General features: G+C 53.5%; 14 protein-coding genes. All 14 read right to left on the bottom strand.

The annotated features are described in order from the left end of the window. Window positions 1-187: 187 nt before the first annotated feature. On the bottom strand, window positions 188-1,552 hold the full coding sequence (locus tag ACE3P9_RS10710) for a peptidoglycan-binding protein (protein WP_374494079.1): 1,365 nt from the start codon (window positions 1,550-1,552) through the stop codon (window positions 188-190). Window positions 1,553-1,589: 37 nt separating this feature from the next. Then, complete coding sequence (locus ACE3P9_RS10715; protein WP_374494081.1) at window positions 1,590-2,039, bottom strand: hypothetical protein; 450 nt, start codon at window positions 2,037-2,039, stop codon at window positions 1,590-1,592. A 236-nt stretch (window positions 2,040-2,275) separates the two neighbouring features. Continuing rightward, window positions 2,276-3,016 (bottom strand): hypothetical protein, encoded by a 741-nt coding sequence (locus tag ACE3P9_RS10720; protein ID WP_374494083.1) that lies wholly within the window; start codon window positions 3,014-3,016, stop codon window positions 2,276-2,278. A 600-nt stretch (window positions 3,017-3,616) separates the two neighbouring features. Further along, window positions 3,617-3,997 (bottom strand): lysozyme inhibitor LprI family protein, encoded by a 381-nt coding sequence (locus tag ACE3P9_RS10725; protein ID WP_374494084.1) that lies wholly within the window; start codon window positions 3,995-3,997, stop codon window positions 3,617-3,619. A gap of 96 nt (window positions 3,998-4,093) precedes the next feature. Next, complete coding sequence (locus ACE3P9_RS10730; protein WP_374494086.1) at window positions 4,094-4,708, bottom strand: DUF4189 domain-containing protein; 615 nt, start codon at window positions 4,706-4,708, stop codon at window positions 4,094-4,096. Between the two features lie 127 nt (window positions 4,709-4,835). Further along, window positions 4,836-6,158 (bottom strand): peptidoglycan-binding protein, encoded by a 1,323-nt coding sequence (locus ACE3P9_RS10735; protein ID WP_374494088.1) that lies wholly within the window; start codon window positions 6,156-6,158, stop codon window positions 4,836-4,838. A gap of 23 nt (window positions 6,159-6,181) precedes the next feature. Continuing rightward, window positions 6,182-6,781, bottom strand: a complete 600-nt coding sequence (locus ACE3P9_RS10740) for a hypothetical protein (RefSeq protein ID WP_374494090.1) — start codon at window positions 6,779-6,781, stop codon at window positions 6,182-6,184. A gap of 125 nt (window positions 6,782-6,906) precedes the next feature. Beyond that, complete coding sequence (locus tag ACE3P9_RS10745) at window positions 6,907-7,530, bottom strand: DUF4189 domain-containing protein (protein WP_374494091.1); 624 nt, start codon at window positions 7,528-7,530, stop codon at window positions 6,907-6,909. Window positions 7,531-7,549: 19 nt separating this feature from the next. Then, a complete protein-coding gene (locus ACE3P9_RS10750) occupies window positions 7,550-9,013 on the bottom strand; it encodes a type IV secretion system protein (RefSeq protein WP_374494093.1) in 1,464 nt (487 codons plus the stop codon). Beyond that, window positions 8,967-9,566, bottom strand: coding sequence for a DUF4189 domain-containing protein (locus ACE3P9_RS10755; RefSeq protein ID WP_374494095.1), 600 nt, complete (start codon window positions 9,564-9,566; stop codon window positions 8,967-8,969). Before ACE3P9_RS10755 ends, ACE3P9_RS10750 begins: the two co-directional genes overlap by 47 nt. 19 nt (window positions 9,567-9,585) lie before the next feature. Continuing rightward, the gene (locus ACE3P9_RS10760; RefSeq protein WP_374494097.1) at window positions 9,586-11,076 is read right to left on the bottom strand and encodes a type IV secretion system protein; all 1,491 of its coding nucleotides are present in this window, start codon (window positions 11,074-11,076) and stop codon (window positions 9,586-9,588) included. Window positions 11,077-11,172: 96 nt separating this feature from the next. Beyond that, window positions 11,173-12,258 (bottom strand): hypothetical protein, encoded by a 1,086-nt coding sequence (locus tag ACE3P9_RS10765; RefSeq protein ID WP_374494099.1) that lies wholly within the window; start codon window positions 12,256-12,258, stop codon window positions 11,173-11,175. A 75-nt stretch (window positions 12,259-12,333) separates the two neighbouring features. Beyond that, window positions 12,334-12,771 (bottom strand): hypothetical protein, encoded by a 438-nt coding sequence (locus ACE3P9_RS10770; RefSeq protein ID WP_374494101.1) that lies wholly within the window; start codon window positions 12,769-12,771, stop codon window positions 12,334-12,336. Then, the gene (locus ACE3P9_RS10775; protein WP_374494104.1) at window positions 12,768-15,275 is read right to left on the bottom strand and encodes a VirB4 family type IV secretion/conjugal transfer ATPase; all 2,508 of its coding nucleotides are present in this window, start codon (window positions 15,273-15,275) and stop codon (window positions 12,768-12,770) included. The genes ACE3P9_RS10770 and ACE3P9_RS10775 overlap by 4 nt, the downstream gene beginning before the upstream one ends. Between the last annotated feature and the right edge of the window lie 17 nt (window positions 15,276-15,292).

The following is a 15,292-nucleotide window of genomic DNA, read 5'->3' on the forward strand; positions in this document are numbered from 1 at the left end:
TAGCGCGGATCGTTCACAAAGTGAAAGTACTGCAGCCAGGTGAAAAGTCCGGGTTGGCGATTGTCAAAACCAAACCAGATGAAGAGCAGCTTGCCGGAAATCCAGCACCCACCCAGCAGAAAGAAAAGCAGTGCGGCAGCCAGCGTGGCTGCCTTGACCGAAGTTTTCATGGCGTATCTTGGAAAACTCAGAAAGTGAGAGGACCATGTGCCTCACGGCTTTGCACTTGCTCTTGCGCGCGAACTCCCTGCACCGCCTGTCCCAGCGCCAGACTCTCGGCTACGGGTGTCTGCACGGCCACTGCCACATCCACCGTGGTGCTGCTGGTGTAGGGATTGCGCGCCGCCTTCACAGGATCGTCTGCCACAAAGAAAGCCTGTCCCTTGCCCGGATGCACGTAGCACTCCAGCTCCGTGAGACCCGCCACATCAAGCCCCATGCGCTGGGACTGAGCCAGAGAAGCCGCCGCAATGCGCGAGCGCTCCAGCTCGCTGTAGCCCCCCAGAGTCGGCTCATGCTGCACACGGTCGTGGAAGGCCGCGATGTGGGAATCGGCATGCCGGGACAGTGCGGACACCTCGGAGTGCTCGGGCTGGGAGGTATGCGAGTGGGAGGGGGTTGCCTGGGCATGATGCGCCATCGCAGTCTCCAGGGCCTTGAGCGTATGGGGCCCGGCTATGCCATCGGCGTGCAAATGATGATCGGCCTGAAAGGAGCGCAAGGCGTGCTCGGTTTGGGGTCCCCAAAGACCATCGACAGCGAGGGCATGGTGATTGCGGTCGTGATAACCGAGCGCATGCAGATTGCCCTGCAAATGCCTGAGCTGGTCATGCGACATGGTGCTATGGGGGATATGCACATCGGCAGAAGGAGATCGATATGCAGGAGATTGAGAATTTGAGGTAGAGGAATGCAAGTGGGCTTCTGGCGTATACCCATGTGCTATTGCATGTTCCCAATCACGAGATGCATGGAGACGCTCAAGATATTGATGAGGGGGCTTTTGATGCGTGCCATTGATGATGGCACCGGATAGTTTGACATCATTTTGTGCATGCGCTGGAACAACCCTGTCTTTCCAGTAGTGAATGGCGATCTTTGCAGCAATTTCCCTGTCGGCAGCCAATTCTGGATGGTTGACAAGGTCCAGCTTGAGCTCGCGACCTATACGAGCATAATTGTCTCTGCCAGTGAGCTGTATATAACCTCGCCCATGGTAACGCCATCCATCTCCGTGATGGATGTTTCCGAGATTCTTTTTTCCCCACTCTCCGCCGTAAATTGTATTTGCAATTTCTTCGGCGCCACCATGAACTATGCGTTGAGCTTCTTCTGGAGAGTCTATGCCATTTCTTCCAGGAAATGTTTTAAATAGTCCTGATGCAGAATAGTGAAGATTTTCTTGCATGGATTTGAAGTGTCCACTTTCTACCGTCATCTGCCCCATGAATATGCCGAGTTCTTTTGAAGATTGGATGCCGGATTCCATTGCTTTTTGCAAAAGATAGTCTGCATTTGATTTTTGTTCGGAATGAGGGGGAATGTTTGTCATGGCAGATGTTTTATGTTGATGCGATGTGCTTGAAGGATTACTGATCTGCAGGGATGTTTTGCTGGTCAATTATTGTTGAGAAATATTTTTTTTGAGGTGGTTGGATGCACTTGAGAAGATGCGAGTTGACCATTACCCCATCATGACTCCAGTCATTTGAATCCGTATTGCCATACACGCCATAGCGATTTCTGTTGATTGAAAAGGATACATAGCTGTGAAAGCCATATTTGGAGTAGTCTCTGCGAAAGGCTTTTTGAGAAGGTATTTTTTTGGATGGATAAGATAGCTCAATATTTTTCTTGTTGCCGAAAAGATAATGAAGGTAATTTTTTCCATCGGCGTCCACGCTGGAACAGAGAGATACCGTTTTCCCATTTCTTAGCGGGCAGGAGAAAGCCGTTTTTTCATCGGCTGAGCATAGGCTTTGTGCATGCACGGAGAGCGCGGAGATGCTGATAAATGGCAAAATAAAATATTTTTTCATTTCTTTGAATTCGAGTGACGATTGGCGTCAGAAGTGGTTCTGTGGATGATGCCTGGAAGGCATTGTTTGCTTGATGAATTGGTGATTTATTTGATTTATGAAATTTTCAGTTTTTAGCTACCAAGGCACTCTTCTGTAATTTTATTTTTGAGGTGCATGTTTTTTCCTTGTGGGTATTTATTCTTGTTGCTGGAAAGGTAATTTACGATGGATTTTTGGTTCCCTGAAGTTGGGTTTTATTTGATGGTTGGTGCTGCCAGTGCATTGGGGTCAAAGGCACTGAATTCTCCTTGTTTGATATTTTTTGGAAGATATTTTCTGCTGATGCTTTTTCCGCTCTCTGAATCCGATGATTCCATAAGAATTTTTTCAATGGACCAGTTTTTTTGAGATTCATTGAATTTGAAAAAATATTCGGATGACCAGTGTTCTCTTGATCCTCCTTCCACGAGAAGATGAATGGCTCCTCCGGGTTGAATGTTCATGTATCCAAAAGGATCTCCGGAGATGCCACCGCAGGTCTTGCATGGAACCAGTTTGTTGTTTCTTGCAGCGACTTCATATCCGCCTCCTTCTTTCCCAGTGATTACCATCAAGATGCGCTTCGCACCTTCTCCAGCCAATTCGCTGGTGCTGTTTTTTTCTTCAACCAAGATGAGTGCATCGGTAATTCCATCGTTATTGAGGTCGCCTTGTTGGGCCTGGATGATCTTGTACCCTGGTGGAACTATCGATTGATAGTCCGCGTTTTTTGATGAGGAATTTTCCCTCTGAGAAGCAGCGACTGTTGATGCAGATCGTGATTTGGCGGTATCAATCTTGGTGCGTGCTTGTTGATGACCTGGCTGGTCTTTGATTTTTCCCTCATGGTACCTTGCCAGTGTCACACTTGAAAAAATGCAGGCTGCAACAGCGAAGTTCATTTTTTTGAAATGAATTTGATGCGCTGAATTTCTATTGATGTGGGAGGAAATCATATGCAGCCTTTGATGCAGATGCGTGAGTGGAAGGGTGGTCTTTCATTTTATTTTTTTGGGTTAATGTCTTTGCTGGCTTTTCTGGTTTTTTCTAAAAATAAATCGTACTATGAGCTGCCACGCAGCTTTTTATTTCATTAGGCTGCGATTTTTGCTTTTGCAAAAACGTGCACAAGAATTTGTTGTGGAAGAGAATTTTTCAGGGTTCGTAACACACATCTAGAGATACCTGGAATGAAGCGAGCTGAAACAGTAAATTTTCTGCTCGGGACGCTCAATCGGTAGCAAGAAATCGACTCAGGAAACAGACGCATTGCACGATGTAACGAAATAAGGACAGAAAGCCGATTCAGAGGAAGCAGCCATGGCTGCGGGTTGAGAATAATTCCTGTCGGTCATTCTATTTGTTGTACTGGATTGATTGGTCATTCCTTTATTTGTCCTCGTCTTGCTTTGGGATGACATGCGAATGCCATTTTTTGAACATTTGCTGAATTCTGAAACAGTGATGAGAATTTACTGAGGAGTTTTGCTCTGTCTGTTGCAAGAGCCTTTGTTGTAGAAATAAGTTTCGATAGAAAAATGAAATGTCAAAATAATTTATTTGAGCGATTCGAGTTCTTTTGCTCTTTGTTCAGTGCTTTTGCGATAGCATTCGCGTACCGCCAGATCTTCTATGGTGCCACCTTCTGTGTCTGCATAGGAATCGCAGTTTGCATCTCGAAATTTTATCCATAAGCGTTGAGCCTCCTGGATTTTCTTCTTTCTAGGTATTGACTTCTCTTGATTCATTAGATTCCTGTACGCCTTGTTCAGGCGCATGTCCTGAATATTGGTGTCTGCTGTTATGCAGTTGGATATTTCAGAGGTGACGCCGTTTGCTTTTTTGAGGCAGGTGCTGATGTTTGAATTTGTAGATGTTTTGGCAATTGCAATGGAGTACGTGATTGCGGTAAAAAATATAAGTATGTATTTTTTCAATTTTTATCCTGTTTGATTTTTTGAATGGGGCGTTGATATTTTTATATCAGTGCCATGCGGGATTGTGGCGTGTCTGGATTGAAGTGCAGATGTTGTTTATTTCTGGCGGTATGCGCCGTAGTCGTAACCGGAGCAATAAGCGTAGCTGTTTGTCTTTTTATTCAGACTGATTCTGCAGTTCTCTGCTCCATATTGTTTCTCACATGACTGCCCGGCCTCTTGTATGGCCAGCTGAGGATCATGATTGGTAGAGACAATGATTTTTTGAGGGGCATTGGCAGGCCAGCTGACGGCAGCGCAGGTGTTGTAGATGGTTTTTAATATCTTGCATGAATTTTGTGCACAAATTGCGATGGCTTTTTCTTCTGAAATTTTCCTGTTCGTATTTCCACCTCCACCCCAATAGACGCCAGCCTCTAATGAATTCACAGCCAGACTGCCGTAGTAAGGAGTGGAGCGGTATCTCTCGATCTGGGCCTGAATGGCGTTTTCCTTGGCTTGCCATGCTTGTTGGCGTGCAGCATTTTGTTGTTGATTTATAACGCCCTGTCTTCGGAGGGTGTCTTGGGTTTGAACTTCACCCAGCATGTTATTTATCTGCTGCTGCTGTTGCATTTGGAGTTGAGCAGGACTTGGCTGCCCCCATGAAGCTGTGACAAAAAAGGCCAGACATGATCCGATAACTGTTTGTGTCCATGGATGTTTTTGCATGATTTTCTCCAGTCTGTGGTCAGGGTTGCCGAAAGGGACTGTTGAGCCCAATGCTGTAGGGATGAGAGCGTGCATCCGCTGCGGAAGATGAGGAGGCATGAGACATGCAGGTCGGCAGGCTTGACGGTTACCGCACCGAGGGCTCCCCGTGTATACGGCCCTGATCCTGAGACAGACTCTGAGCAGCCTGAAATCCCTGTCCCAGCGCCAGACTCTCGGCTACTGGTGTCTGCACGGCCACTGCCACATTCACCGTGGCGCTGCTGGTGTAGGGATTGCGCGCCGCCTTCACAGGATCGTCTGCCACAAAGAAAGCCTGTCCCTTGCCCGGATGCACGTAGCACTCCAGCTCCGTGAGCCCCGCCACATCGAGCCCCATGCGTTGGGACTGAGCCAGGGAAGCCGCCGCAATGCGCGAGCGCTCCAGCTCGCTGTAGCCCCCCAGAGTCGGCTCATGCTGCACACGGTCGTGGAAGGCCGCGATGCGGGAATCGGCATGCCGGGACAGTGCGGACACCTCGGAGTGCTCGGGCTGGGAGGCATGCGAGTGGGAGGGGGTTGCCTGGGCATGATGCGCCATCGCAGTCTCCAGGGCCTTGAGCGTATGGGACCCGGCTATGCCATCGACGCGCAAATGATGATCGGACTGAAAGGAGCGCAAGGCGTGCTCGGTTTGGGGCCCCCAAAGACCATCGACAGCGAGGGCATGGTGATTGCGGTCGTGATAACCGAGCGCATGCAGATTGCCCTGCAAATGCCTGAGCTGGTCATGCGACATGGTGCTATGGGGGATATGCAAGTCAAGAGACGCTTCGTTTTTTGGGACGGCATGTGCGTTCGTGAGCGGTCCATGCCCTTGAGACACAGCATGAGATGCGCCACTCAAATTTTTCCATGCCTCAAAAGCCGATAAGCCATTATTGATGTGCTCCATATATTCAGCTTTCATGCCTTTGAGGGCATGGGCTGACTCTTTCAAGGAGATGCTGGCGTGATTTCCCTGACCATAGTGGCTCTTGAAGTCTCCCTTGTGGGGATCGCTGAAACTGGCCCACTCACAGGCAAGCGCATATTGTGCCTTTTCAAGGGTGGCACCATTTTTCCCTGAAATATACGCATATATTTCAGGCCTTTTTTTGACGATAAGATAATCAGAGAAGATCCTGTCCTGTAGCTCGGGGGTGAATGCTTGATGTCGATCGAGCTTCATCGAAACGATGGCGCCATCCAAGGTGTCAGGAATAATCTGATATTTCCCTACTGCGAAAAGACGATCGCGATGTCCGTGGGGTAAGTGCTGTCGTTGCGATACTTGGGCAATTGTCATTTCCGAGAAAATGATCTTCTTGTCAGCACCAATGATATGTCCATGACTGGTTCCCTTGTTGTAGGCATTGTAGCCAGCAGAAATGGATTCACCTTTGTGGATGAGGGTCTGCAGTGCATTCATGGTTTTCCTTCGTGCGAATGGAGTCAGTGGCTGTTTTCGAATTCCCAGGATGTATATTGCAGATCGGAATTTTTGTTTTTGTTCTTCCAGTCTGATATTTCTCCGGTGGCATTTACGGAGATGATTTTTCCGGTGAATTTGTTCTTGAATCGTGCGAGCATCACGCCATCTCCACTGTATGCGTTGAGCTCTTCCATTCCTTCGCAAGCCTTGCAACCAGCTGTGGGACTGGTGCTGCAGATGTTCTGCCAATCTCCGCCGACAACTTCTGCCTTGCAATCAGGGTTGGGAACAGGTTCCCACCCCTTCTCGATTAATTTTTCTCGAATGAGACCATATGCGGAGCCGGGTTTCAGAATGGCCTGAAGCTCTTTTTTGCTGCCATGCACGGCATCTTCATCGGTCTTTGTAATGGCGCCTGGATTCAAGGATGCAGCTTTGGTATTGGTGCCGGTGCTTCTGTTGTTTTTGCTGTCGATCTTTTCTCCGTGATTTTTATCCGTGGACGCAGGCGATGTGATTTGTGAGTTCTGTTGGCATCCTGAGAGGATGATGCCAAGGAAAAGACACCATGCATATGGACGGTGAAATTCTTTGATGCGGTGTGCGATTGAATTTTTCATGAGTGATTGCTATTTGATTTGGATGATTGATGTTCAGTGTGGCAAGTTCGAATTTCATCCGCATGACTCTGCGTGAAGCGGCGTCGTGGTCATGCATGGCTGCATGGCCTTGGATCGGATGAAGGCTATTTTTTGGTATACGCTCCATAGTCGTAACCAGAACAAAACGCATCTGTGTGATTGGTGGCTGAGCTCTTTGAGGATTTGAGGGGGTTGCTCGCATAGATGCATTGATTGACGCCATACTTTTTCTCGCATGCAAAGTATGATTTTTCAATGGCCTTCTGGGGGTCCTTGTCAACTGCCAATGTCCAGTGCAAGCTGTCTGTTGCAGATTCAGGGCGGGATGCCCCAATGCAGCCATTGGAAACGGTCAATAATATTCGACACTGTCCTTCATGGCAGTGACTCAAAGCATTGCGTTCGGATGCCGCTTTCGATATATTTCCGCCGCCACCCCAATGAAGAATATTGGTGTTCCCCTGGGTGATGAGGCTGCCATAATATGGGGTTGACTGGTATCTCTCGATCTGGGCCTGAATGGCGTTTTCCTTGGCTTGCCATGCCTGTTGCTTGTTCTGTCTTTCATAGTCGGATGCCGCCTCTGTCCCACGCATGATATTTTGATTGATGGCTTGACCCATCCATGGGTTTCCATATTGCGCATTCACATTATTGGAAAATATTAGCAATAAAAGTGCTGTTATTTTTATGGAATTTTTGATGTGAATATATTGATTCTTCAGCATGAAGATGCTCCATTATTTTTTAAGGCTGCCGAAATGGACTGTTGAGTCCTCTGTTTTGAGATTGAGGGCGTGAATCCGCTTCATAAGAAGTAGTTGAGACATACCGACTGGTAGGGGAGATGGCGTTGTCTTGGAAGGAAAAAGGGCCGGTCTGCTGTGGAGAAGCCTCAATCGAGGACCGGATATCGGTATCAGCCCTCAGGGAACTTGCAGAAGAGGATATGTTGCGAGCTTCAGATGCCGGTGCATTCAACGAAGCGACGGGAGCGGAGGACTGAGTGAACGAATTGGGCAAGGCAGCATGGGTAGGCAAGCTACTTGCGTCACGAGCAGCACCTGGAAGATGCGTGTTTACCCCCCGTTGGCTTTGTGAGGCTGTGCGGATACTGTCTTCAGTAGTTGCACTATGGGTGTGACGTGTAAGATGACCCACTGCATTTTGGGTGTCATGCATATCAGTATGGGATTGAGGAAGGGGCTGCGTATGAGTCCCGTAATTCCATCCGCCTGTTCCTTGCTGCTGACGTTGCATCAGATCCTGAGGGCCCGCGGCGGGCCCCATGCCGCGTCCGACTCCAAGGGCCGCACCAGCTGTGCCTCCGACGGTATTGAATCCACTGAATGCTGGAGCGATACCTCCAGAGAAGAAACTCACGACCAGAGGAGGGACGCCGAGGATGAGGGTGGTGAGGAGCATGCCGACACCGCCGGTGACGGTGGCGATATCGGTGAGGGAAGGAGAAGTCGAACCCGCTTCGAGGAGGGAGCCGAGCAGGGAATCGGAGCCCAGGGCGGAAGCGGCAGCGCCTGCGACAGCCGAAGACACATTCATGCCGATGAGCATGGCGGCCATCATGATGATGGCCTTGAGGGCGATCACCGTCACCACCGACAGCACCGCCATGCTGAACAGAGTGGTCACCGTGAACTTGACCCAGTTCACGAACAGGAAGCGGGTGCGCACGGAGATGTAGCACAGGATGAAGAGAGGCCCGAAGACGAAACTCAGATTCAGGGCCACCTCATTGAGCAGGGACAGCCCGCCGGCGAGCAGGGCAGGGACGGCCTGACCGGCGCCGGTGATGAAAGTGAGGGTATTGCTGAAATCAGCGCCGCCTGGGCTGACCGAACCCTGGTAGATCTGCAGGATGCTCTGCAGAGTCAGCATATAGGTCAGTACCTTGCCGACCATTTTGTCAGGACTGGTGTATTCGTTGCCCGTGATGGCCTGAGCCACGATGTTCTGCATATCGCGGACCGTCTGCATCATGCTGTGGCCGGAGAGGGCGAAGCCCTGGGCGGAGGCGACCACGATGATGACCACAAAGGCACGGTTCAGAAAGCCCATGAAGCTCTCTCGGCTCTGGCCTGAGACCATGCGTCCCACGCGTGCACAGGCGAAGGCAGGACTCAGCCTGGAGACAGACCAGTCCAGACTATCTTTGGTTGTATGCACCATAGTCATAGCCTGAACAGTAGGCATAGCTGTTTTTTTCTTCTGATGAGCTTATTCTGCAGTTATTTTCTCCATATTTTTGGGCACACATAACAGCAGCGCGGGCTCCTGCATGATTGGGGTTGCGATCAACGACAACGAACATCTCATGTCTGTCGGTGGGATAGGTGATGGCAGCGCATGCATTTGAAAAAGTCTTCAATATCTTGCAGTCTGCATGGCCGCACAATGCCAGCGCCTTTTGGATGGAGGATGCGTCTGAAACGATGCCGCCACCACTCCAGTAGATGGTGCCTTTGTCGTGCATATTCACAGCCAGACTTCCGTAGTAAGGAGTGGCGCGGTATCTCTCGATCTGGGCCTGAATGGCGTTTTCCTTGGCTTGCCATGCCTGCTGGCGTGCAGCATTCCTGGCTGCATTCTGTTGCTGATTGATGTTCTGAACCTGAATGGCGCGTTGTCTTTCCATCTGATCGGCGTATCCCATGTCAGCAGGGCTGAGCTGTTGCCCCCATGAAGCTGTGACAAACAAAGCCAGACATGATCCGATAACTGTTTGTGTCCATTGATGTTTTTGCATGATTTTCTCCAGTCTGTGGTCAGGGTTGCCGAAAGGGACTGTTGAGCCCAATGCTGTAGGGATGAGGGCGTGCATCCGCTGTGGAAGATGAAGAAGCAGAGCCATGCAGGGCAGTAGGAGTGACGGAGTTTTCCTGCGCAGGAAGCCCACTGCTTTGCTGTGCAGAAGACTCAAACGGTGTGGGAGTATCGGTCCTTGCAGTCTGGAAATCCTCCGATGCGGGCATGTTGCGTGCCTCAGATGCAGGGGCATTCCACGATGCAAGGGAAGAAGGCGGGACAGTGGAATGAGAGGAAGCTGTCATCGCGGACTGAGAAGGATTCCTGTCAGTCGTTCCATTTGTTGCATGGGCTGCATCTGTCATTGCTGTATTTAGCCCTAGCTTACTTTGTGAGGTTATGCGAATGCCAGGCTCGGATCCCATGGAGGCGCTTGTTCCTGAAGGAAGTATCCTGAACAAGGAGTCAGAGCGTTTGGCGCCTGGATGTGAATCTGTAGCAGAGAGGGGCTGAGTATGAGCCCCGTAATTCCATCCGCCTGTTCCTTGCTGCTGGCGTTGCATCAGATCCTGAGGGCCGGATACAGGGCCACGCATACCTCCGCCTGATGCTTGAGCGGCTATGGTTCCTACTTGGTTGTAGCCACTTGCCACTGCACCCATTCCGTTGCTGAAGAAACTCACGACCAGAGGAGGGACGCCGAGGATGAGGGTGGTGAGGAGCATGCCGACACCGCCGGTGACGGTGGCGATATCGGTGAGGGAAGGAGAAGTCGAACCGGCTTCGAGGAGGGAGCCGAGCAGGGAATCGGAGCCCAGGGCGGAAGCGGCAGCGCCTGCGACAGCCGAAGACACATTCATGCCGATGAGCATGGCGGCCATCATGATGATGGCCTTGAGGGCGATCACCGTCACCACCGACAGCACCGCCATGCTGAACAGAGTGGTCACCGTGAACTTGACCCAGTTCACGAACAGGAAGCGGGTGCGCACGGAGATGTAGCACAGGATGAAGAGAGGCCCGAAGACGAAACTCAGATTCAGGGCCACCTCATTGAGCAGGGACAGCCCGCCGGCGAGCAGGGCAGGGACGGCCTGACCGGCGCCGGTGATGAAAGTGAGGGTATTGCTGAAATCAGCGCCGCCTGGGCTGACCGAACCCTGGTAGATCTGCAGGATGCTCTGCAGAGTCAGCATATAGGTCAGTACCTTGCCGACCATTTTGTCAGGACTGGTGTATTCGTTGCCCGTGATGGCCTGAGCCACGATGTTCTGCATATCGCGGACCGTCTGCATCATGCTGTGGCCGGAGAGGGCGAAGCCCTGGGCGGAGGCGACCACGATGATGACCACAAAGGCACGGTTCAGAAAGCCCATGAAGCTCTCTCGGCTCTGGCCTGAGACCATGCGCCATCCTTCCCACATGAACCACAGGGTCAGGCAGGCGGTGCCGATGGTGATCGTGACCTGGAACAGCCGCCCCATTCCTGCGTATCCGAAGTCCTGCACCATGCCCAGCACGTAGTCGTGCAGGTTGCTGAACATGCTTTCGGAAAGGAATTGACCCAGAGAGAGTGCCATGATGATGTGAAATATGAAAAGAGGGTGTCAGGGGGCGCTGTAGCCGAAGGCCTTGTTGATTCGAGCCTGGCTGGAGTCGTAGACGGCCTTGTCGAACATGTTGGGAACACCGATGCTGGTCTGGACGGCATCGGCCGCCTCCTTGCCTACGGCCATGCCTCCGGCGGCTCCCAGGGCACTGACGAGCGTGCCGATTGCATTGCTCATGAAATCGGCAGATTTGCCGGTGGTGAGGGCCTGCTGGGCTTCTGCTCTTTTTTCGTCATAGAGTTGCCGCAGGGCCTGGTAGCTCGCCATGGCAGCCTGCAGGCGCATCTGGTCGTTGGCGATCAGGGTCTGCAGGGCCGTCAGCTTGTATTGCCGCAGCTGCAGGTCGCGGGTCTTGTCCACATTGCTGTTCTGCAACATGCGCTGGAGGGTGTCGTTGCGTTCGTCCAGTACCTTGGAGATGTCGCTGATCTGCTGGAGCTGTGCAGCCAGCACGTTGCGGGCCTTGAGGCAGTTTTGGTAGAGGAGTCGACCGTATTTGGTTCCTATTGCGCTGTCGTTGCAGTTGGGGGTGAGGCCGTTGGCGCCGGATCCATAGAACTGCTGGGCGGCCGTTGCGTAGGGGCCGGTTTCGATGCCTGCAGCGCTGAGGGCGGAGCTCAGTCCCAGGCTGGACGTCAGGCTTCCGGCAATGCTGGCCACGGAGCCGTCGTAGGAGTCGCTGCCGTTGCTGAAGTTCAGCAACGACTGGGTGTTGGTGCGCATGGTGCCGAAATTGCCATTGCCGGATGAGAGGCCCAATAGATCGGCAGCCCATTGTTTGGCGTAATCGGTCACGGAGGAGAGGAGGCCCGCCGACTGGGCTCCCTTGGAGAAGTCGAGCGAGATGCCGTCGCCGCTGTCGCTGATGGACGGGCCCTTGCCTACCAGCCCGGTCGTGCTGTTGGTGTCGGTGCGCATGCTGAGCTGGCTGTTGAGGTTGTCGATCTTGTTGTAGACATCCTCGTCATAGACCAGCCATTGCGCGTGTGCGTGCGCGGAGGCGAGCAGGCACAGCATTCCGAGGAGCGAGGACCATGCGCTGCGGCGCATTCCCCGTCGGGAGGGAAAGGAAAAAATCTTCATGGTCCTGTCCTGTGATGTTCCGTTGAGTTCCTGTCCAGAAAGCCATGTGCCTGCCACAGGATGGGGCAAAGGCCGTCAGTGATAGCTGGGGCGCTGACTGGGAATGCCGCGGCCCTGCCAGTTGTATCCCGTGCCGTCACGGGGGCGGCCGAGAGGGCATGCATATTCATAGGTGGGAATCCACCGTGGATTGACGTATTCCAGGCAGATGCTTTGCCAGGCTCCGCTGACCGGGGAGACGGCCACCCAGCAATCGGTGGGGACCCCTTCGGTGCAGAAGACGAAGGGATCTCCACCGGGACGGGGCAACTGGCGACCGGTCGAGGTGCAGGTGGCGGTGCGGCCTGATGCCGTCATGCGGACATTGCTTCCGCCTGGGCTCAGCGATGTGCAGGCGTTGGGGATGGTGGTGCGCTGCGCCATGGCCACCATGGCAGGCAGCGTCGTGTACAGCGTCACGCCCATGAAGAGGCTGCGCAGCGGCCGGTGAAGAAGGGAGAGGGAACCACTCATGCCGGCTCCACCTGTGAGGATGCGGATGCGGTTTCCTTGGCCAGTCCTTCCCGGCCGGAGCGCACGCTGGCCCCGGTGTCGCCAGAGCCTCGGGCTCCCTTGCGCCGTGCGTAGAAGATCGACAGCCATTGATCGGGGTGGACTGCCACAAGGCCGTGCTCGGGGGAGGAGGCCTCGGCTTCGTGCAGTATCTGGTGCAGGATGCCGATGTTGTCGGTACTGGCTGAAATGACGGACAGCACATCATCCATGCCGCGCAGGTCCAGCTGGCAGACGGCGCTGGCATGCCCCTGCTTGACCAGAAAGCAGCGACTGCGCTCATCAAGGGCGGTGATGACCTTGAATTCGCTTTCCGTGAGCTTGAGACCCTCGATGTAATCCTTGCGGTCGGCATTGGGGTTGGGCAGCAGGATCATGGTGGCTGTCTGCTCGATCAGCGCTGCAGCGATGTCGCTGCGCAGTGCATCCTCGGGCGATTGCGTGGCGAAGATTCCCAGCCCGTTCTGCTTGCGGATGGTTTTTTGCTTGTTCTTGGCAAATTCCTTGAGTCCGCCCTCGCCATCCAGGATCTTCCAGAACTCATCCATCACATAAATGAGCGGACGACCATCAATGAGCTCTTCGAGTCGGTGGATGAGGTAGTTGATGACCGGCGTGCGGACTTCCGCGTTGTCGATGACATCCGTATAGTCGAAGCCGATGATGCTGGCGCCGCTGAAGTCGATGCTGTCGTGAGGGTTGTCGAAGACCCAGCCCAGCGATCCGGAACGGGTCCATTTGCGCAGGCGGGCAAAGATGCTGTCCTCGCCCAGATTCGGCATGGATTTCTGGAGGTTGGTCAAGGTGCGCAGTGCGCGAGGGGTGTCGAGAATGGCACGCACCGCCCGAAGGATGTCTTCCTCCTCGCTGGCGGTATAGCTGGGCTTGGCTGCCAGCAGCTTCACCATGTCGGACAGGAACTGGACGTTGGCCTCGGAGGCCTCGCACTGCAGGGGGTTGAATCCGGTGGGCTGGCCGTTGTCCAGGGCCATGTAGTTGCCTCCGCAGGCTCGCACGAAGATTTCTGCTCCCCTGTCCTTGTCGAAGAAGAAGATGGTGGGCTTGGGCTTGAACTTCTGGACCTGCGACAGCAGAAAGTTGATGAGTGCGGTCTTGCCCGTGCCTGACTTGCCGATGACCATGGTGTTGCCGATGGCCTTTTCACCCAGGCTGTTTTCCCCTGGATGCGTGGCATGAAAGTTGAAGTAATAGGGCTGCCCGTTGGTGGTCTGGAGCACAGTCACGCAGTCTCCCCACGGATTGTTGCTGCGCTTGCCTGTGGCGAAATTGTGCAGCGGGCTGAGTCCCAGAAAGTTGAGTGACGAGACATTGGCCAGGCGCGTGCGATACCGCCAGTTGCAGGGCAGTTGCGCATAGAAGCTTCCCGTGATCGCCAGATCTTCCTTGGCCGACACGAATCCGGCGTTGGAGAGTTCGGCGCGTGCCATGGCCACCTGGCGCTGCAGCTCCTCCTGCGAGCTGCCGTACAGCGCCAGGGTGAAGTGGTATTCGCCCAGCACGAAGTTGCCGCTCGCAAGCTGATCCATCGCGACGTCCAGCTCTGCGATCTGGCTGACCCCGCGGTCTCCGGAGGAGATCATCATGCCCTTGGTGCGTTCCAGCGCCCGGAGCCCCTCGCTCTTGGAGTGAGGCGTGAAGGAGTGCGTGATCACATATTCGAAGTCCAGGTACTTGAGCCCGTTCAGAATCCCGGGCCAGGTTGCATCTGCGTACTCCTTGATGTTGAGGATGGCGCCGTAATGATTGCGTCCCTCGGGTGTCCGGATGATGTAGTCCCCTCCCTTGGGGCTGAAGATGTGCTTGGCCACTGGGAGATAGTTGTAGATGGGGGCCGACAGTACCGGGACGGGTTCGTCCATGCGGTTGATGAGATAGCTGAAGAATTCCAGCACCTCGGAAAAGACCATGCCGCTGGCTGATTCGTACATGCCCAGGCGATAGGGGGAGTAGTCGTGGAGCACTGCTTCCACGTTGGTGGCCAGCTCATTGATCTTGGCCACCGCCTGGTCCTGCTCGGCCCGCAGGCGTTCCAGATTGGTCGATTTCTCGATGAACCGTTTCCCTTCCACCACGGGGCGGTACACCATGGTGAAATAGAGTTCGTTCTGCATGACCTTCCTGGACGAGAGTCGCTCGAAGTATTCGTCCGAGGCCTGCTGGTTGAATGCTTCATCGAATCTGCCGGGCATGTTGATGCGGCGTCTGCGCCGTACGTCATGCACCCAGAAGGCCACATTGACATAGTCCGGGGCCCGAAGGGTCTGCAGTAGATTGTTGAAGGTCTTGTGCCGGTGTTCGAGCTCCCACTCCTCTCGCCCCACGAAGGGCATGCCGTCGAGATACCACGTGATGAGGAAATCTCCCGTGGTGGTCTTGACTACATGGGGAGAGACGTGTGCGGATAGCGTCACAAATGCGCTGATGCTGGGGTCTGGAGTGAACATGGGGCGCTCATGAGGCG

Source organism: Allobrachymonas sp. (assembly GCF_041912815.1).
Classification (GTDB): domain Bacteria; phylum Pseudomonadota; class Gammaproteobacteria; order Burkholderiales; family Burkholderiaceae_C; genus Brachymonas.